18 protein-coding genes are annotated in these 18,372 nt (G+C 71.1%); 15 read left to right on the forward strand and 3 right to left on the reverse strand.

Annotated elements, in window-relative coordinates; genetic code table 11:
• Positions 1-14 precede the first annotated feature (14 nt).
• Complete coding sequence (locus ADK64_RS23385) at positions 15-671, reverse strand: potassium channel family protein (protein ID WP_053661816.1); 657 nt, start codon at positions 669-671, stop codon at positions 15-17.
• 67 nt (positions 672-738) lie between these two features.
• On the opposite strand from ADK64_RS23385, the gene ADK64_RS23390 reads away from it, so the two are divergent.
• Positions 739-1,296 (forward strand): HIT family protein, encoded by a 558-nt coding sequence (locus ADK64_RS23390; RefSeq protein ID WP_053661817.1) that lies wholly within the window; start codon positions 739-741, stop codon positions 1,294-1,296.
• 30 nt (positions 1,297-1,326) lie between these two features.
• Here ADK64_RS23390 and ADK64_RS23395 read toward each other — a convergent pair whose 3' ends face one another.
• Both ADK64_RS23395 and ADK64_RS23400 read right to left on the reverse strand, forming a co-directional pair.
• Positions 1,327-2,973, reverse strand: a complete 1,647-nt coding sequence (locus ADK64_RS23395) for a DUF412 family protein (protein WP_053661818.1) — start codon at positions 2,971-2,973, stop codon at positions 1,327-1,329.
• 221 nt (positions 2,974-3,194) lie between these two features.
• Positions 3,195-5,393, reverse strand: a complete 2,199-nt coding sequence (locus ADK64_RS23400) for an elongation factor G-like protein EF-G2 (protein WP_053661819.1) — start codon at positions 5,391-5,393, stop codon at positions 3,195-3,197.
• 230 nt (positions 5,394-5,623) lie between these two features.
• On the opposite strand from ADK64_RS23400, the gene pgsA reads away from it, so the two are divergent.
• The 14 genes from pgsA to ADK64_RS23470 all read left to right on the forward strand — a co-directional run bounded on the left by pgsA (position 5,624) and on the right by ADK64_RS23470 (position 18,277).
• Entirely contained in the window at positions 5,624-6,355 is a 732-nt protein-coding gene (pgsA, locus tag ADK64_RS23405; protein ID WP_078992797.1) for a phosphatidylinositol phosphate synthase, read from the forward strand.
• On the forward strand, positions 6,352-7,260 hold the full coding sequence (locus tag ADK64_RS23410; RefSeq protein WP_053661821.1) for a phosphatidylinositol mannoside acyltransferase: 909 nt from the start codon (positions 6,352-6,354) through the stop codon (positions 7,258-7,260). Before pgsA ends, ADK64_RS23410 begins: the two co-directional genes overlap by 4 nt.
• Entirely contained in the window at positions 7,257-8,420 is a 1,164-nt protein-coding gene (locus ADK64_RS23415; RefSeq protein ID WP_053661822.1) for a glycosyltransferase family 4 protein, read from the forward strand. Before ADK64_RS23410 ends, ADK64_RS23415 begins: the two co-directional genes overlap by 4 nt.
• 194 nt (positions 8,421-8,614) lie before the next feature.
• Positions 8,615-9,157 (forward strand): hypothetical protein, encoded by a 543-nt coding sequence (locus ADK64_RS23420; RefSeq protein ID WP_053661823.1) that lies wholly within the window; start codon positions 8,615-8,617, stop codon positions 9,155-9,157.
• Between the two features lie 145 nt (positions 9,158-9,302).
• Positions 9,303-10,208 carry a pyridoxal 5'-phosphate synthase lyase subunit PdxS gene (pdxS, locus tag ADK64_RS23425; RefSeq protein ID WP_053661824.1) on the forward strand — a complete coding sequence of 302 codons (906 nt, stop codon included), beginning with the start codon at positions 9,303-9,305 and terminating at the stop codon, positions 10,206-10,208.
• A 7-nt stretch (positions 10,209-10,215) separates the two neighbouring features.
• Positions 10,216-10,818 carry a pyridoxal 5'-phosphate synthase glutaminase subunit PdxT gene (gene pdxT / locus ADK64_RS23430; RefSeq protein WP_053661825.1) on the forward strand — a complete coding sequence of 201 codons (603 nt, stop codon included), beginning with the start codon at positions 10,216-10,218 and terminating at the stop codon, positions 10,816-10,818.
• 51 nt (positions 10,819-10,869) lie between these two features.
• Positions 10,870-11,622, forward strand: coding sequence for a YebC/PmpR family DNA-binding transcriptional regulator (locus ADK64_RS23435; RefSeq protein ID WP_053661826.1), 753 nt, complete (start codon positions 10,870-10,872; stop codon positions 11,620-11,622).
• Between the two features lie 137 nt (positions 11,623-11,759).
• Entirely contained in the window at positions 11,760-12,299 is a 540-nt protein-coding gene (ruvC, locus tag ADK64_RS23440; protein WP_053661827.1) for a crossover junction endodeoxyribonuclease RuvC, read from the forward strand.
• Positions 12,296-12,901 carry a Holliday junction branch migration protein RuvA gene (gene ruvA, locus ADK64_RS23445; protein WP_053661828.1) on the forward strand — a complete coding sequence of 202 codons (606 nt, stop codon included), beginning with the start codon at positions 12,296-12,298 and terminating at the stop codon, positions 12,899-12,901. Before ruvC ends, ruvA begins: the two co-directional genes overlap by 4 nt.
• A 25-nt stretch (positions 12,902-12,926) precedes the next feature.
• Positions 12,927-13,997 (forward strand): Holliday junction branch migration DNA helicase RuvB, encoded by a 1,071-nt coding sequence (ruvB, locus tag ADK64_RS23450; RefSeq protein ID WP_053661867.1) that lies wholly within the window; start codon positions 12,927-12,929, stop codon positions 13,995-13,997.
• A gap of 188 nt (positions 13,998-14,185) precedes the next feature.
• Positions 14,186-14,689, forward strand: a complete 504-nt coding sequence (gene yajC / locus ADK64_RS23455) for a preprotein translocase subunit YajC (RefSeq protein ID WP_053661829.1) — start codon at positions 14,186-14,188, stop codon at positions 14,687-14,689.
• A 143-nt stretch (positions 14,690-14,832) separates the two neighbouring features.
• Positions 14,833-16,623, forward strand: a complete 1,791-nt coding sequence (gene secD, locus ADK64_RS23460; protein ID WP_199829698.1) for a protein translocase subunit SecD — start codon at positions 14,833-14,835, stop codon at positions 16,621-16,623.
• Between the two features lie 2 nt (positions 16,624-16,625).
• Entirely contained in the window at positions 16,626-17,741 is a 1,116-nt protein-coding gene (secF, locus tag ADK64_RS23465; RefSeq protein ID WP_053661831.1) for a protein translocase subunit SecF, read from the forward strand.
• Positions 17,738-18,277 carry an adenine phosphoribosyltransferase gene (locus ADK64_RS23470; RefSeq protein WP_053661832.1) on the forward strand — a complete coding sequence of 180 codons (540 nt, stop codon included), beginning with the start codon at positions 17,738-17,740 and terminating at the stop codon, positions 18,275-18,277. The genes secF and ADK64_RS23470 overlap by 4 nt, the downstream gene beginning before the upstream one ends.
• The last annotated feature ends 95 nt before the right edge of the window (positions 18,278-18,372 follow it).

Below are 18,372 nucleotides of genomic sequence, written 5' to 3' on the forward strand. Positions count from 1 at the left end.
GCCCCCGGGGGGGATCACCTCTCCGGGGGCCTTTCGTCGCCCTCCCGGTAGAAGGTCCGCATCAGCCAGGACGAGAACGAGCCCGTCACCGCGCCGAGCAGGGCGAGACCACTGGCCATCATCCCGATCGCGATCACCCGGCCGAAGGGGGTCACCGGCGTGATGTCGCCGTAGCCGACCGTGCTGAGGGTCGAGGCGGCCCACCACACGGCGTCCCCGAACGTCCGCATGGTGGCACCGGGCGCCCCGCGTTCCTGCTGATAGACCGCGAGGGCACCGGCGAAGCCGAGCAGCAGGGTGGACAGACCGGCGTAGGAGATGACCCGCGCGTACAACGAGAGCCGCCGCCGGCCGGGCCGGTGCTGCAGAGCGTCGTACAGCGGGACGATCCGCAGTGGGCGCAGCAGCGGCAGGACGGCCACCAGCGTGAGCAGCACATGCGTCGGGACGTAGCGCAGGCCCTGCCCGCTGAGCCGCCAGCGCACCGCGTAGTCCACGAGGGACACCCCCCAGAGGACCAGCAGTACGTACGCACTGGCATGCCGCACGAAGGCGGGCAGGTCCGTGGCCAGGACCCGGGTGGCATACACGCCCAGGAAGACCAGGGCCGCCACGAAGAGAGGGATCTCGGTGCGCTGCTCCCAGCGCGTCGCACGGCTGTCGTCGTCCACCGGCCAAGCTTGGCCGGTGACTGTCTTCCGGCCGCCCCGGCGACACGCCGGGAACGGGCGAAGCCATATGCTGCTTGGCATGACGAGTGAGCCGGAGCAGCAGATCGGAGTGGGGACGCAGGACGCGTTCCAGCGCCTGTGGACGCCCCACCGGATGGCGTACATCCAGGGCGAGAACAAGCCGACCGGTCCGGGGGCCGACGACGGCTGCCCGTTCTGCTCGATCCCGGCCAAGTCCGACGAGGACGGGCTGGTCGTCCGGCGTGGTGAGCATGTGTACGCCGTGCTCAACCTCTACCCCTACAACGGCGGCCATCTGATGACCGTGCCGTACCGGCACGTGGCCGACTACACCGAGCTGACCGGGCCGGAGACCGCCGAGCTGGCCGAGCTGACCAAGCAGGCGATGACGGCCCTGCGCACCGCGTCCGGCGCGCACGGCTTCAACATCGGCATGAACCAGGGCACGGTCGCGGGCGCCGGCATTGCCGCCCATCTGCACCAGCACATCGTCCCGCGCTGGGGCGGCGACACGAACTTCATGCCGGTGGTGGGCCACACCAGGGTGCTGCCGCAGCTCCTGGCCGACACCCGGAAGATGCTCGCGGAGGCGTGGTCCGCCTGATCCCCCCGTGCCCTCGGCCGAGGGCACCGCTCACGCGTCGTACAGGTCGGCCTTCCTCGGCGACGGGTCCTGGATGCTGGTGCTGAGGAACGAGGAGCGGGCACCGAACTTCTCCGTGTCCACGCCGTTCTCCGCCAGCACCCTGATCGCCGCCGAGTGCACCACCCGCAGCACCGGGGTGGCCGCGCGCAGCGCGTCGTCGGCCATGAAGCGGTGCCGCCAGGGCTGGTCGGCCCAGGCATGCCTGAGGCCGAACGGCTCGGGCAGGGCGAGCGAACCGCCGAGCCAGTTGAGCAGGGGCGGATACCAGGTCAGCGGGGCGCGCGCGGCCAGCCGTACCACCTCGTCGGTGCCGACCAGGGGCAGCTTGATCGTGCGGGTCTCCCACGGCTTGAGGGACTTGGAGACCTCTCTGGTCGGCGCCTCCGGCTTGGAGGTGAACAGCGAGTTGACCGGCCCCAGCGCGTGTCCGGTCACCTCGATGCGCAGCGTCTGGTGCAGCACGGTCACCGTGATCAGCATGGTGATGATGAGCTGGCCGTCCCACAGCGTCCACTGCACGCCCAGGTAGTGCCGGTCGCCGCTGCCGAACTGCTGCTTGTTGCAGATGTCCTGTATCGCGTGCGGCTTGACCTGGAACGCCTCGACGTCCGTGCCCTCGGGCCGGGACACCGCCGTGGCCTTCTCGCCGATCGGCGTCACGATCCAGTGCTTCACGGACGGCTTGGGAAAGCCCCCGGTGTTCAGCGGGCCGCGCTCCAGCAGGCCGAGCTGGTCGTGGATCGCGCGGATGACGTCCCAGCTGCGGAAGGGGTGGATCTCCCGGGCCGGGTCGGCGGGCAGCAGGTCCTCGGCGAGCTGCCAGGAGCCCCAGCGGGTGCCCATACCGAGTATGCCCTTGGGACCGGCGTAGAAGACCGAGTTGGACTGCTGCTCCGCGCTGAGCCGGGCCAGCGACTGGCGCAGCTCCTCGGCGGCGGTCTGGTTGGGTCCGCGCGGCACGGCCTCGGGGACCTTGGCGCCGACGCTGGTGCCCGACAGCAGGCCGTCCCAGCGGGCCCGCAGATCCTTGGCGGTGGCCTCGCAGATCCGCTTGGCCCAGAACCAGCCGAGGACGGGCAGGACGACGGCCGCGCGCGCGTACCAGGCCCAGAAGCCGGTGAACGGCATCTTGATCAGGAACAGTACGGCGAGGACGCCGACGGCGAGGAGCAGCGCGGTGGCCAGCGTCCCGGCCCGCTTGTCGTCGCGCTTGGCGATGTACGTCCGCAGCTGGAAGACGAGCAGCCAGACGATCAGCCCGGGCAGGAACAGTACGCCGCACAGGGCCGTGACGGCGGCCAGGCGGGTGTCGCGCTCCCGGCGGATGTTGTTGGCCGCGAGGCAGTGCTCGACGACGAACTGCGGCTCGGAGCCGAAGGACTGGATGAGCGGCTTGCGGCCGGAGGCGAGCATGCGGGCGACCACGGCCCGCGAGAACGCCTCACCGAGATTGGGCTTCAGCAGCGCGATCCGGCCGGGCTTGACGGTCGACTGGTGCCAGTCGTTGTCGGCGTTCTTGATGGTGTCGATCGTGCTGTCCCGGTACGCCGCGGAGGCCAGTGCGGAGGTCGCCGCCTGTCCCTCGTCGCCCGAGACGGGCACCTGGGGCCCGTCCCACTCCGTGCCAAACGACATTCCCGCCCCCTCGCCGCCGTGTCGCTCCTGCGGCCTTCCCGACTTCCTTGCTCCGCACACCTGTTGAACACGGGTTGAACAGGCCGTCGCGCCGAATTGCCCCACCGCCACCGACGACTGCGGCACGACGCGATCAGGTGATCAGCGTATCCGCCGCCACCGACAGCCGGTGGGCGGACGGCCGAAGCCGCCCGCCCTCCGGGAAGGTGACGTCCGGTGAACTAGGTCGTCTCGTCCGCCTGTTCGCGGATCCGCTCGGCGATCTGCGGCGGCATCGGCTCGTGCCGGGCGTACGCCCGGTCGAAGCGGGCCGTGCCGTGCGACAGCGACCGCAGGTCGACGGCGTACCGGCCGATCTCGAACTCGGGCACCTCGGCCCGGATCAAGGTCCGCGCGGCGCCGACCTGTTCGGTGCCGAGCACCCGGCCGCGCCGGCTCGACAGGTCGCTCATCACCGCGCCCACATAGTCGTCGCCGACCAGCACGGACACCTCGGCGACGGGCTCCAGCAGATGGATCCGCGCGTCGGCCGCGGCCTCCCGCAGTGCCAGCGCGCCCGCGGTCTGGAAGGCGGCGTCGGAGGAGTCCACCGAGTGCGCCTTGCCGTCCAGCAGCGTGATCCGCACGTCCACCAGCTGGTACCCGGCGGCGACGCCCTTGGCGGCCTGCGCCCGTACGCCCTTCTCGACGGACGGGATGAACTGGCGCGGTACCGCACCGCCGACCACCTTGTCCACGAACTCGATGCCCGAGCCGCCCGGCAGCGGTTCCACCTCGATCTCGCAGATCGCGTACTGCCCGTGCCCGCCGGACTGCTTCACATGCCGGCCGCGTCCGGTCGCCTTGTGCGCGAACGTCTCCCGGAGGGAGACCTTGTGCGGGACGACGTCGACCTGGACGCCGTAACGGCTGCGCAGCCGTTCCAGGGCGACGTCCGCGTGGGCCTCGCCCAGGCACCACAGGACCACCTGGTGGGTGTCCTGGTTCTGCTGCAGCCGCATGGTCGGGTCCTCGGCGACCAGCCGGGCGAGCCCCTGGGAGAGCTTGTCCTCGTCCGCCTTGCTGTGCGCCTGGATGGCGAGCGGCAGCAGCGGGTCGGGCATCCGCCAGGGCTCCATCAGCAGCGGGTCGTCCTTCGCGGAGAGCGTGTCCCCGGTCTCGGCGCGGCCGAGCTTGGCCACGCACACCAGGTCGCCGGCGACGGCGTGCGTCACCGGGCGCTGCTGCTTGCCGAACGGCATGGACAGGGCGCCGACCTTCTCGTCGACGTCGTGGTCCTCGTGGCCACGGTCGGCCAGCCCGTGCCCGGAGACGTGCACCGTCTGGTCGGGGCGCAGGGTGCCGGAGAAGAGGCGGACGAGGGAGACCCGGCCGACGTAGGGGTCGGAGGCGGTCTTGACGACCTCGGCGACCAGCGGGCCGCCGGTGTCGCACGGCTTCAGCTCGCGCGCCTTGCCGTCGATGGTGGTGACCCCGGGCAGCGGATGCTCGAACGGGGTCGGGAAACCGCCGGTGACCAGCTCCAGCAGCTCGACCGTGCCGAGCCCCTGCCGGGCGCCCTCGGCGGCGGGGGCGGCCGCCAGGACGGGGAAGAACGCGCCGCGGGCGACGGCCCGCTCCAGGTCCTCGACCAGAGTCTTGATCTCGACCTGCGCGCCGCCGAGATAGCGGTCCATGAGGGTCTCGTCCTCGCTCTCGGCGATGATCCCCTCGATGAGCCGGTTGCGTGCCTCCTCGATGTCCGGCAGCTGCTCCGGGCCGGGCTCGGACTCCTTGCGCTCCCCGGTGGAGTAGTCGAACAGCTTCTGCGACAGCAGCCCGACCAGCCCGGTCACGGGTGCGTGCCCGTCGGGGCCCTCCGGGGCGCGCAGTGGCAGATACAGCGGGAGCACGGCGTCGGGGTCGTCCCCGCCGAAGGCCTCCGCGCAGGTCCGGGTCATCTCCTCGAAGTCCGCGCGGGCGGCCTCCAGGTGCGTGATCACGATGGCGCGGGGCATGCCTACGGCCGCGCACTCCTCCCAGAGCATCCGGGTCGAGCCGTCCACCCCGTCCGCGGCCGAGACGACGAAGAGGGCCGCGTCCGCAGCGCGCAGACCGGCCCGCAGCTCCCCGACGAAGTCGGCGTACCCGGGGGTGTCGAGGAGGTTGATCTTGATGTCGTCCCATTCGACGGGCACCAGGGAGAGCTGTACGGAACGCTGCTGCCGGTGCTCGATCTCGTCGTAGTCCGAGACGGTGCCGCCGTCCTCGACGCGGCCCGCCCGGTTCACCGCCCCCGCGCTCAGCGCGAGGGCCTCCACCAGGGTCGTCTTGCCCGAACCGGAGTGGCCGACCAGCACCACGTTCCGTACGGACGCGGGCTGGTCGGCCTCGAGAGCCCTGCCGGCGGCCCCGGGGTGTGTCTGAGTCTTGTCGCCCATGATCCTGCCTCCCGTGCACGGTGAGGTCACTACGGGCGCGGATACGCGGGATCCGCGTGTGGTGGCGGCTCCGGCGACGCCCGCGGTTATTCGAGCTTTCCACTCACGTCACGCTGCGTCCATACGGCGGACCCGATCGCGCCACGCACGCCCCGCGCGCGGCGGCGCACACCGCTTCACGCCACGGGCTGTGGGTGCCCGCCCGTCACGTACGCACGCGCGTGGCTACGATGGGCCAGCCGGAGGCCATCAGGGCCGCGGCGACACCGACCGTCGGGAAGGCCATGCTGAACAAGTACGCGCGTGCATTTTTCACGCGTGTCCTCACACCGTTCGCCGCGTTTCTCATCCGGCGGGGGGTGAGCCCCGACACGGTCACGCTCATCGGCACGGCCGGTGTGGTGGCCGGCGCGCTGGTCTTCTACCCCAGGGGCGAGTTCTTCTGGGGCACGGTCGTGATCACCCTGTTCGTCTTCTCCGACCTGGTCGACGGCAACATGGCCCGCCAGCTGGGCCGCTCCAGCCGCTGGGGCGCCTTCCTGGACTCCACCCTGGACCGGGTCGCCGACGGCGCGATCTTCGGCGGCTTCGCGCTCTGGTACGCGGGCCAGGGCGACAACAACATGCTGTGCGCCGTCGCCATCTTCTGTCTGGCCAGCGGCCAGGTGGTGTCGTACACCAAGGCCCGCGGTGAGTCGATCGGGCTGCCGGTCGCCGTCAACGGGCTCGTCGAGCGGGCCGAGCGGCTGGTGATCTCGCTGGTCGCGGCCGGTTTGGCGGGCCTGCACAAGTTCGGCGTGCCGGGCATCCAGTGGCTGCTGCCGATCGCCCTGTGGATCGTCGCCGCGGGCAGCCTCGTCACGCTGGTCCAGCGGGTCGTCACCGTCCGCCGCGAGTCGGCCGAGGCGGAGGCGGCCGTCGCCCGGCACAACGCGGCCCACGGGAGCGAGGCGGCGAAGTGAGCACCGCCGACCGGCTCACCGACACGCTGTACGGCCTCGGCTGGAGCACCGTCAAGAAGCTCCCCGAACCGGTCGCGGCCCGTCTCGGCCGCACCGTCGCCGACCTCGCCTGGAAGCAGCGCGGCAAGGGGGTGAAGCGGCTGAAGAGCAACTACGCGCGCGTGGTGCCCGACGCCACCCCCGAGCGTCTCGCCGAGCTCTCGCGCGCGGGCATGCGCTCGTACCTGCGCTACTGGATGGAGTCCTTCCGGCTGCCGGCCTGGAGCACCGAGCGTGTGAAGAGCGGCTTCGACCCCAAGGACATCGACCGCCTCACCGACGGCCTCGCCTCCGGCCGGGGCGTGGTCCTCGCCCTGCCGCACCTGGCCAACTGGGACCTGGCCGGCGCCTGGGTCACCACCAAGCTGGAGACGCCGTTCACGACGGTCGCCGAGCGGCTGAAGCCCGAGAGCCTCTACGACCGTTTCGTCGCCTACCGCGAGGGCCTCGGCATGGAGGTCCTGCCGCACAGCGGGGGCTCCGCCTTCGGCACCCTGGCCCGGCGGCTGCGCGAGGGCGGCCTGGTCTGCCTGGTCGCCGACCGGGACCTGTCCGCCTCCGGGGTCGAGGTCGACTTCTTCGGCGAGCAGGCCCGGATGCCCGCGGGCCCGGCACTGCTCGCCCAGCAGACCGGCGCGCTGCTGCTGCCGGTCACGCTCTGGTACGACGACTCGCCGGTCATGAAGGGGCAGGTGCATCCCCCGATCGAGGTTCCCGAGTCAGGCACGCGCGCGGAGAAGACGTCCGTGATGACACAGGCGCTGGCCGACGCCTTCGCCACCGGGATCGCCGACCATCCGGAGGACTGGCACATGCTGCAGCGCTTGTGGCTCGCCGACCTCGACCCCGCGAAGGGACCCTCGTGAGAATCGGGATCGTCTGCCCGTACTCCTGGGACGTGCCCGGCGGCGTCCAGTTCCACATCCGCGATCTCGCCGAGTACTTCATCCGGCTCGGCCACGAGGTGTCCGTCCTCGCCCCGGCCGACGACGACACCCCGCTGCCGCCGTACGTCGTCTCGGCCGGCCGCGCGGTACCGGTGCCCTACAACGGCTCGGTGGCCCGGCTCAACTTCGGTTTCCTGTCGGCCGCGCGGGTACGGCGCTGGCTGCACGAGGGCGCCTTCGACGTCGTCCACATCCACGAGCCGACGTCGCCGTCGCTGGGACTGCTGACCTGCTGGGCGGCCCAGGGCCCGATCGTGGCCACGTTCCACACCTCCAACCCCCGCTCGCGCGCGATGATCGCGGCGTACTCGATCCTGCAGGCCGCCCTGGAGAAGATCAGCGCGCGGATCGCGGTCAGCGAGTACGCCCGCCGCACCCTGGTCGAGCACCTCGGCGGGGACGCGGTGGTCATCCCCAACGGCGTCGACGTGGACTTCTTCGCCAAGGCCGAGCCGAAGCCGGAGTGGCAGGGCGACACGATCGGCTTCATCGGCCGGATCGACGAGCCCCGCAAGGGCTTGCCGGTCCTGATGAAGGCCCTGCCGAGGATCCTGGCAACCCGCCCGCAGGCGCGCCTTCTGGTCGCGGGGCGGGGCGACGAGGAAGCGGCCGTGGAGGATCTCCCCAAGGAGCTGCGCGCGCGCGTGGAGTTCCTCGGCATGATCAGCGACGAGGACAAGGCGCGCTTCCTGCGCAGCGTCGACCTGTACGTCGCGCCGAACACCGGCGGCGAGAGCTTCGGCATCATCCTGGTCGAGGCGATGTCGGCGGGCGCACCCGTGCTCGCCTCCGACCTGGACGCCTTCGTACAGGTCCTCGACCAGGGCGAGGCGGGCGAGGTCTTCGCCAACGAGAACGCCGACGCGCTCGCCGAGGCGGCCGTACGGCTGCTGGCCGACCCCGAGCGCCGCGCCGCCCTGAGCGAGCGCGGCAGCACCCATGTGCGGCGCTTCGACTGGTCGACGGTCGGCGCGGACATCCTGTCGGTCTACGAGACGGTGACGGCCGGCGCGGCAGCGGTCGCGGCGGACGAGCGGACGACCGGGTTCCGGGCCAGGTTCGGCCTGGCACGGGACTGAGCCGCGCCACCCTGGCGACGCGAGGGCGCCGAGGCCCGCGTGGGCAGGGTTTCCCGGGCCGCGCGGACCGTCGCGAAGAGCCGTCGGCGGGCGGGATCGACCGCACCCGGGGCGGTGGACCGGGTGAAGGGCCCCCGGGGCCGGTCCGGGGTTTGCCGTGCGGGGCGTCGGACGGCAGCCGATAGCCTTCGGCCGTGACCGCAACCCTCATCTGGATCCTCGTCGTCCTCGTCGCGATCGGGCTGTACCTGAGCTGGACGGCCGGGCGGCTGGACCGGCTGCACGTGCGGATGGACGCCGCGCGGGCCGCGCTCGACGCACAGCTGCTGCGGCGGGCCTCCGTGACCCAGGAACTGGCCACCTCGGGCGTGCTGGACCCGGCCGCCTCCATCGTGCTGTACGAGGCCGCGCACGCGGCCCGGCAGGCGGAGGAGGAGCAGCGCGAGGTCGCCGAGAGCGAGCTGAGCCAGGCGTTGCGCGCGGTCTTCGAGGACCCGGCGCAGGTGGAGGTCGTACGCGAGGCCCCGGGCGGCGAGGAGGCGGCCCATGAGCTGGCCGAGGCCGTCCGCCGGGTCCCGATGGCCCGCCGCTTCCACAACGACGCCGTGGGGGCCGCCCGCAGGCTCCGCGAGCACCGCAAGGTCCGCTGGTTCCGGCTCGCCGGCCACGCCCCGTTCCCGCTGGCCTTCGAGATGGACGACGAGCCGCCCGCGGCCCTGGCGGAGCGGGAGGGCTGAGGCCGTCCGGGGCCGGGGAGCGGGACGCCTGAACGCCTGGTGAACAAAAGGATCCACCGGCTTCCCATTGGCCCTTGCTGTGGCCTGGTCCACTCGCGTTTCCTCGGTGGGGCAGAAACCCTCTTTCCCTTCAGTGAGGTCACCCGTGTCCACCATCGACAACCAGGCTCCCGAGACCGGTACCGCCCGTGTGAAGCGCGGCATGGCCGAGCAGCTCAAGGGCGGCGTGATCATGGACGTCGTCACGCCGGAGCAGGCGAAGATCGCCGAGGACGCGGGCGCCGTCGCCGTCATGGCGCTGGAGCGGGTCCCGGCCGACATCCGCAAGGACGGCGGCGTGGCCCGCATGTCCGACCCGGACATGATCGAGGGCATCATCGACGCCGTCTCGATCCCGGTCATGGCCAAGTCCCGCATCGGCCACTTCGTCGAGGCCCAGGTGCTGCAGTCCCTCGGTGTCGACTACATCGACGAGTCCGAGGTCCTCACCCCGGCCGACGAGGTCAACCACTCCGACAAGTGGTCCTTCACCACCCCGTTCGTCTGTGGTGCCACCAACCTGGGCGAGGCCCTGCGCCGCATCGCCGAGGGCGCCGCGATGATCCGCTCCAAGGGCGAGGCCGGCACCGGCAACGTCGTGGAGGCGGTCCGTCACCTGCGCCAGATCAAGAACGAGATCGCCAGGCTGCGCGGCTTCGACAACCACGAGCTGTACGCCGCCGCCAAGGAGCTGCGCGCCCCGTACGAGCTGGTCAAGGAGGTCGCCGAGCTGGGCAAGCTCCCGGTCGTGCTGTTCTCCGCCGGCGGCGTGGCCACCCCGGCCGACGCGGCCCTGATGCGTCAGCTCGGCGCCGAGGGCGTGTTCGTCGGCTCCGGCATCTTCAAGTCCGGCGACCCGGCCAAGCGCGCCGCCGCCATCGTGAAGGCCACCACCTTCTACGACGACCCGAAGATCATCGCGGACGCGTCCCGCAACCTCGGCGAGGCCATGGTCGGCATCAACTGCGACACCCTCCCCGAGACCGAGCGCTACGCCAACCGCGGCTGGTAATCACCCCATGAACACTCCTGTCATAGGCGTCCTGGCTCTCCAGGGCGACGTACGGGAGCACCTCATCGCCCTGGCCGCGGCCGACGCCGTGGCCAGGCCGGTGCGGCGCCCCGAGGAACTCGCCGAGGTGGACGGCCTCGTCCTGCCCGGCGGCGAGTCCACGACCATCTCCAAGCTGGCCGTCCTCTTCGGAGTGATGGAGCCCCTCCGCGCGCGCGTGCGCGACGGCATGCCCGTCTACGGCACCTGCGCGGGCATGATCATGCTCGCCGACAAGATCCTCGACCCGCGCTCGGGCCAGGAGACCATCGGCGGCATCGACATGATCGTGCGCCGCAACGCCTTCGGACGTCAGAACGAGTCCTTCGAGGCGGCGGTCGACGTCAGGGGCGTCGAGGGCGATCCTGTAGAGGGCGTCTTCATCCGTGCCCCCTGGGTGGAGTCCGTGGGCGCCGGGGCCGAGGTGCTCGCCGAGCACGAGGGCCACATCGTCGCCGTACGCCAGGGCCATGTGCTCGCCACGTCGTTCCACCCGGAACTGACCGGCGACCACCGCGTTCACTCCTTGTTCGTCGACATGGTGCGCGCAAGCAGGGCGGCGGAGGCCTAGTAGGATCTCTGGCGTTCGTATAGAGATGGGTTACGCGAAGGAGACAGGCAGATGTCCGGCCACTCTAAATGGGCCACGACGAAGCACAAGAAGGCCGTGATCGACGCCAAGCGCGGCAAGCTCTTCGCGAAGCTGATCAAGAACATCGAGGTCGCCGCGCGGATGGGTGGCGTCGACCTCGAGGGCAACCCGACGCTCTACGACGCCGTCCAGAAGGCCAAGAAGCAGTCGGTGCCCAACAAGAACATCGACTCCGCGATCAAGCGCGGTGGTGGTCTCGAGGCCGGTGGCGCCGACTACGAGACGATCATGTACGAGGGCTACGGCCCCAACGGTGTCGCGGTGCTCATCGAGTGCCTCACCGACAACCGCAACCGTGCCGCCTCCGACGTCCGCGTCGCCATGACCCGCAACGGCGGGAACATGGCCGACCCCGGCTCGGTGTCGTACCTGTTCAACCGCAAGGGCGTCGTCATCGTCCCCAAGGGCGAGCTGACCGAGGACGACGTGCTCGGCGCCGTCCTGGACGCCGGCGCCGAGGAGGTCAACGACCTCGGCGAGTCCTTCGAGGTGCTCAGTGAGGCCACCGACATGGTCGCGGTCCGCACGGCCCTCCAGGAGGCCGGCATCGACTACGACTCGGCCGAGGCCAACTTCGTCCCGACCATGCAGGTCGAGCTGGACGAGGAGGGCGCCAAGAGGATCTTCAAGCTGATCGACGCGCTCGAGGACAGCGACGACGTGCAGAACGTGTTCGCCAACTTCGACGTCAGCGACGAGATCATGGAGAAGGTCGACGCGTAGCGCGCACAACTTGCCCACGGGCCGACGGGACACACCCCGTCGGCCCGTCGCGTTGTACGGCGTTGTCAGTGACACCCGATAGCCTGCACGAACAGGCGATCGGGAGATGATCGGCAAGTGCTCGGAGGGAGGGGCGCGTGCGCGTACTGGGGGTGGACCCCGGGCTGACCCGGTGCGGTGTCGGCGTCGTCGAGGGGGTCGCGGGCAGGCCGCTGACGATGCTCGGCGTGGGAGTCGTCCGCACGCCCGCGGACGCCGAACTCAGCCACCGCCTGCTCGCCGTCGAAGAGGGCATAGAGCAGTGGCTGGACGAGCACCGGCCCGAGTTCGTCGCCGTGGAGCGCGTCTTCAGCCAGCACAACGTGCGCACGGTGATGGGCACGGCCCAGGCCAGCGCCGTAGCCATGCTGTGCGCCGCCCGGCGCGGCATCCCCGTGGCCCTGCACACCCCGAGCGAGGTCAAGGCGGCCGTCACCGGCACCGGACGTGCCGACAAGGCGCAGGTCGGCGCCATGGTCACCCGACTGCTCCGACTCGCCGCGCCCCCCAGGCCGGCCGACGCCGCAGACGCCCTCGCGCTCGCCATCTGCCACATCTGGCGCGCCCCCGCCCAGAACCGGCTCCAGCAGGCGGTCGCCCGCCACACAGCCCACGCAACGAAAGGCCGTACGGCATGATCGCCTTCGTCAGCGGCACGGTCGCCGCGCTCGCCCCCGATGCGGCGGTCGTCGAGGTCGGCAGTGTCGGCATGGCCGTCCAGTGCACGCCGAACACGCTGTCCACGCTGCGCATCGGCCGGCCCGCCAAGCTGCACACCTCGCTCGTGGTCCGCGAGGACTCGCTGACCCTGTACGGCTTCGCCGACGACGACGAGCGCCAGGTCTTCGAGCTGCTCCAGACCGCGAGCGGCGTCGGTCCGCGCCTGGCCCAGGCGATGCTCGCCGTGCACACCCCGGACGCGCTGCGCCGCGCCATCGCCACCGGTGACGAGAAGGCACTGACCGCCGTACCCGGCATCGGCAAGAAGGGCGCACAGAAACTGCTGCTGGAGCTGAAGGACCGGCTCGGCGAACCCGTCGGCGCCCCCGTGGTCGGCGCGCCGGTCACCCAGGGCTGGCGCGACCAGCTGCACGCGGCCCTCATCGGCCTCGGCTACGCCACCCGCGAGGCCGACGAGGCCGTCGCCGCCGTGGCCCCCCAGGCCGAAGCCGCCGGCGGCACGCCCCAGGTGGGCCGGCTGCTGAAGGCCGCCCTGCAGACCCTGAACCGCGCCCGCTGACCCACGACGATCGAGGCACATGCACATGGACTGGGACGACACGGCCGACACTCCCGCCGAGGAGCGGCTCGTCGGTGCGTCCGCCGACCGGGAGGACCAGGCGGTCGAGGCCGCCCTGCGCCCCAAGGACCTCGGCGAGTTCATCGGCCAGGAGAAGGTCCGCGAACAGCTCGACCTCGTCCTGCGCGCAGCCCGCGCGCGCGGCGCCACCGCCGACCACGTGCTGCTCTCCGGCGCGCCCGGCCTCGGCAAGACCACCCTGTCGATGATCATCGCGGCGGAGATGGGCGCCCCCATCCGCATCACCTCCGGCCCCGCCATCCAGCACGCCGGCGACCTCGCGGCCATCCTCTCCTCCCTCCGGGAGGGCGAGGTCCTCTTCCTCGACGAGATCCACCGCATGTCCCGGCCCGCCGAGGAGATGCTGTACATGGCGATGGAGGACTTCCGCGTCGACGTCATCGTCGGCAAGGGCCCCGGTGCCACCGCCATCCCGCTCGAGCTGCCCCCGTTCACCCTGGTCGGCGCCACCACGCGCGCGGGCCTGCTGCCGCCCCCGCTGCGCGACCGCTTCGGCTTCACCGCACACATGGAGTTCTACGAGCCGCACGAGCTGGAGCGGGTCGTGCACCGCTCGGCGCAGCTGCTGGACGTCGAGATCGAGCCGGACGGCGCCACCGAGATCGCCGGCCGTTCCCGCGGCACGCCGCGCATCGCCAACCGTCTGCTGCGCCGCGTCCGTGACTACGCGCAGGTCAAGGCGGACGGCCTGATCACCAGGGAGATCGCCGCAGCCGCCCTCGCCGTCTACGAGGTGGACCCCCGCGGACTCGACCGGCTGGACCGGGCCGTCCTCCAGGCCCTGCTGAAACTGTTCGGCGGCGGCCCGGTCGGGCTCTCCACGCTCGCCGTCGCGGTGGGCGAGGAGCGGGAGACCGTCGAGGAGGTCGCCGAACCGTTCCTCGTCCGGGAGGGCCTGCTCGCCCGTACCCCGCGCGGCCGGGTCGCCACGCCGGCCGCCTGGGCGCACCTGGGTCTGACCCCGCCGCACGCGTCAGCTGGGGGAAGCGGACAACAGGACCTGTTCGGGACCTGACGGCGCCGTGATGCCTTTGTGACAGCGAAGGCATTGGCCGGGGCAGGAACCCAGGTGCCATGCTGAGCGTTGTTCCATGCGCGCGGACTCGCTTAGACTCCGCCGATGCCGCCCTTGCGGGTGGCGCCGACCACACCCCCGTCAACAGGCCGCTCTCCGTCGCGGTCGCGCGAAGGAAATTCCGTCCCGTGAATGCCTTTACCCTTCTCCCCTTCATCGTGCTCATCGCGGCCATGTTCCTGATGACACGTTCGGCCAAGAAGAAGCAGCAGCAGGCCGCCAGCATGCGGAACGAGATGCAGCCCGGCTCCGGTGTCCGCACGATCGGGGGGATGTACGCGACGGTCAAGGAGGTCAACGAGGAGACGGTCCTCCTCGACGCCGCCCCCGGTGTCGACCTCCTCTTCGCCAAGAACGCGATCGGCGCCGTTCTCGCGGACGACGAGTACAACCGCATCGTCCACGGCATCGAGCACGACCTGAAGTCCGACACCGACATCGTCCCGGACGACGCGTCCTCCCTCACCGAGACCGACGAGTCCGACTCGCCCGCTGCCGCCGCCTCCGACGACAAGGCCGTCGACCTCGGTAAGAAGGACATCGCCGAGGACAGCACCGACGCGGCCGAGGCCGCCGAGGCCAAGGCCGACGACGAGCCGAAGAAGACCGACGGCGACTCCGACGCGAAGTAGTCACGCCCCGGTGGTGCGCTACGCGGCATAATCCGCCCCGCGCACCACCGGGCGCGTCTGTTTCCCGTTCGGGGAACCCGACACCATGTCATGGCCGACCGCGCCGACCGGGCGCGGGGCGGCCCGAGAGGGAGTACGAGAAGGTGGCAGCACCTAAGAGGGGCCGGAGCGCGAGTGCCCAGAGCAAGCCAGGGCGCTCGCTGGCCCTCATCCTGATCGCCATCGTGGCGCTCACCGGAGGCATGTTCCTGTCCGGGAACACCACTCCGCGTCTCGGCATCGACCTCGCCGGTGGTACGAGCATCACGCTCAAGGCGAAGGCCGACCAGGGCTCCGCGGTCAACAAGGCCAATATGGACACCGCGGTCGACATCATGAACCGCCGTGTCAACGGCCTCGGCGTCTCCGAGGCGGAGGTGCAGACCCAGGGGAACGACAACATCATCGTCAACATCCCCAAGGGCACCAACTCCAAGGAGGCGCAAGCGCAGGTCGGCACCACCGCCAAGCTGTACTTCCGCCCGGTCCTGGCCAGCGAGCCCAGCGGCTCCGCCACGCCGAGCCCCTCGCCGAGCGCGTCCTCCAGCGGCAGCTCCTCGCCGAAGCCGAGCGGGAGCCCCTCCTCGAGCGCGTCCTCGAAGGACAAGGCCTCGGGGTCCTCCACCGCGTCCCCCACGGCCTCCGCGACCTCCCAGGGCCGCGCCGTCACCGACGCGCTGAAGAAGGCCGGCTCCACCCCCTCGCCGAGCACGTCCGCCTCCGGCGGCTCCAAGCCGTCGGCCACCCCCTCGGCCTCAGCCGGCGCCAGCGCGGCCGCCGCGAAGCTCCAGGCCGAGTACGCGGCCCTGGACTGCACCAAGCCCGCCCAGCGCGCCAACGCCGGCAAGGACGCCAAGCCGGGCGATCCCACCGTGGCCTGCGGCCAGATCCATGGCGCCTGGTACAAGTACGTGCTCGGCCCGGTCGCCGTGGACGGCACCGAGGTCAAGAGCGCCGCGGCCCGCTTCGACACGCAGGGTGCGTCCGGCTGGCAGGTCGTGATGAACTTCAGCTCCAGCGGAGCCAAGAAGTTCGCGGACGTCACCGGCACGCTGGCCAAGAACCAGCAGCCGCAGAACGAGTTCGCCATCGTCCTCGACGGCGAGGTCGTCTCCAGCCCGTACGTGCAGTCGGCCATCACCGGCGGCCAGGCGGAGATCTCCGGCAGCTTCAACCAGCAGGACGCCCAGAGCCTCGCCAACATGCTGTCGTACGGCGCCCTGCCGCTGTCCTTCCAGGAGCAGTCGGTCACCACCGTCACCGCCGCGCTCGGCGGTGAGCAGCTGCACGCCGGTCTGCTCGCCGGCGCGATCGGCCTGTTGCTGGTCGTGCTCTATCTGGTGGCCTACTACCGCGGCCTGTCGCTCGTCGCCATGGCCTCGCTGCTGGTCTCCGCTATCCTCACCTACGTGATCATGGCGCTGCTCGGCCCCGCCATCCACTTCGCGCTGAACCTGCCGGCTGTCTGCGGTGCCATCGTCGCCATCGGTATCACCGCGGACTCGTTCATCGTGTACTTCGAACGCATCCGGGACGAGATCCGCGAGGGCCGCTCGCTGCGCCCCGCCGTCGAGCGGGCCTGGCCGCGCGCCCGGCGCACCATCCTGGTCTCCGACTTCGTGTCGTTCCTCGCCGCCGCCGTCCTGTTCATCGTGACCGTCGGCAAGGTCCAGGGCTTCGCGTTCACGCTCGGCCTGACCACCGTGCTCGACGTCGTCGTCGTCTTCCTCTTCACCAAGCCGCTGATGACGCTCCTCGCCCGCCGCAAGTTCTTCGCCGACGGCCACAAGTGGTCCGGACTCGACCCGAAGAGCCTGGGTGCCCAGCCGCCGCTGCGCCGCACCCGCCGTCCCGCCGGTCCCGCCGCCGGCCCTGTCGACCCGAAGGAGGCCTGAGCATGTCGAAACTCGGCAACCTCGGCGCTCGACTGCACCGCGGCGAGATCAGCTACGACTTCGTCGGCAAGCGCAAGATCTGGTACGGCATCTCCATCCTGATCACCATCACGGCCATCGTGGGCCTGGCGGTGCGCGGCCTGAACATGAGCATCGACTTCCAGGGCGGCGCGGTCTTCACCACGCCGACCAAGATGAGCACCTCGATCGCCCAGGCGGAGACGTACGCCCATGAGGCCTCCGGCGAGGAGGCGGTCGTACAGAAGCTCGGCAACGGCAGCATGCGCATCCAGATCGCCGGCATCGACACCGCCAAGGCCGACCAGATCAAGCAGAAGCTGGCCGACGACCTGAAGATCAACCCCGACAAGCTCGCCGCCGACCTGGTCGGCCCGAGCTGGGGCCAGCAGATCGCCGACAAGGCCTGGGAGGGCCTGGCGATCTTCATGGTGCTCGTCGTGATCTACCTGGCCATCGCCTTCGAATGGCGCATGGCCGTCGCGGCCCTGGTCGCGCTGATCCACGACATCACCATCACGACCGGTATCTACGCCCTCGTCGGCTTCGAGGTCTCGCCCGGTACGGTCATCGGTCTGCTGACCATCCTCGGCTACTCGCTCTACGACACGGTCGTCGTCTTCGACAGCCTGAAGGAGCAGACGAAGGACATCACCAAGCAGACCCGCTTCACCTACAGCGACATCGCCAACCGGTCGATCAACGGCACCCTGGTCCGCTCGATCAACACCACGGTCGTCGCCCTGCTGCCGGTCGCCGGCCTGCTGTTCATCGGCGGCGGCTTCCTCGGCGCCGGCACGCTGAACGACATCTCGCTGTCGCTGTTCGTGGGTCTCGCGGCCGGTGCCTACTCGTCGATCTTCATCGCCACGCCGCTCGTCGCCGACCTCAAGGAGCGCGAGCCCGCGATGAAGGCCCTCAAGAAGCGGGTCCTGGCCAAGCGTGCGCAGGCCGCCGCCGAGGAGGACCTCGCGGCCGAGCGCTCCGCCGGGATGGACGACGGCTCCGACGACGACGGCGCCCCCGCCGTCGTGGGCCCCCGCAACCAGCCCGCGTCGCGTAACCGCGGCCGTGGCCGACCCTCCGGGAAGCGCCGATGACCGACATCCAGGAGCTGCTGCTCAGCCGCATCCGCGACGTCGCCGACTACCCCGAGCCGGGCGTGATGTTCAAGGACATCACCCCGCTGCTCGCGGACCCGGCCGCGTTCACGGCGCTCACCGACGCCCTCGCCGAGATCGCGGCCGACACCGGCGCGACCAAGATCGTCGGCCTGGAGGCCCGGGGCTTCATCCTCGGTGCCCCGGTCGCCGTCCGCGCGGGCCTCGGCTTCATCCCGGTCCGCAAGGCGGGCAAGCTGCCCGGAGCCACCCTGCGCCAGGCGTACGACCTGGAGTACGGCTCGGCCGAGATCGAGGTGCACGCCGAGGACCTGACCTCCGGCGACCGCGTCCTGATCGTGGACGACGTCCTCGCGACGGGCGGTACGGCCGAGGCCGCCATCCACCTCATCCAGCGCGCCGGGGCCGAGGTCTCGGGCCTGGCGGTGCTGATGGAGCTGGGCTTCCTGGCCGGCCGGACCCGCCTGGAGCCGGCCCTCGCGGGGGCTCCGCTGGAGGCGCTGCTCCAGGTCTGAGCGGGTTGACGTGATGCGGCCGCCCTCGGCATCCCGCCGGGGCGGCCGTACGCGTTTCGCAGGCCTGGCCGGGTGGGGGAGCGAATCGGCCGAAG

The sequence above is a fragment of the Streptomyces sp. MMG1121 genome, from assembly GCF_001280015.1.
In the GTDB taxonomy this organism is placed as follows: domain Bacteria; phylum Actinomycetota; class Actinomycetes; order Streptomycetales; family Streptomycetaceae; genus Streptomyces.

Bases quoted from the DNA above. Each gene is read 5' to 3' on its own strand.
- ADK64_RS23390 (WP_053661817.1), top strand. From the start codon at position 739: ATGCTGCTTGGCATGACGAGTGAGCCGGAGCAGCAGATCGGAGTGGGG.
- ADK64_RS23395 (WP_053661818.1), bottom strand. From the start codon at position 2,973: ATGTCGTTTGGCACGGAGTGGGACGGGCCCCAGGTGCCCGTCTCGGGC.
- ADK64_RS23400 (WP_053661819.1), bottom strand. From the start codon at position 5,393: ATGGGCGACAAGACTCAGACACACCCCGGGGCCGCCGGCAGGGCTCTC.
- pgsA (WP_078992797.1), top strand. From the start codon at position 5,624: ATGGGCCAGCCGGAGGCCATCAGGGCCGCGGCGACACCGACCGTCGGG.
- pdxT (WP_053661825.1), top strand. From the start codon at position 10,216: ATGAACACTCCTGTCATAGGCGTCCTGGCTCTCCAGGGCGACGTACGG.
- ADK64_RS23435 (WP_053661826.1), top strand. From the start codon at position 10,870: ATGTCCGGCCACTCTAAATGGGCCACGACGAAGCACAAGAAGGCCGTG.
- ruvA (WP_053661828.1), top strand. From the start codon at position 12,296: ATGATCGCCTTCGTCAGCGGCACGGTCGCCGCGCTCGCCCCCGATGCG.
- ruvB (WP_053661867.1), top strand. From the start codon at position 12,927: ATGGACTGGGACGACACGGCCGACACTCCCGCCGAGGAGCGGCTCGTC.
- secF (WP_053661831.1), top strand. From the start codon at position 16,626: ATGTCGAAACTCGGCAACCTCGGCGCTCGACTGCACCGCGGCGAGATC.
- ADK64_RS23470 (WP_053661832.1), top strand. From the start codon at position 17,738: ATGACCGACATCCAGGAGCTGCTGCTCAGCCGCATCCGCGACGTCGCC.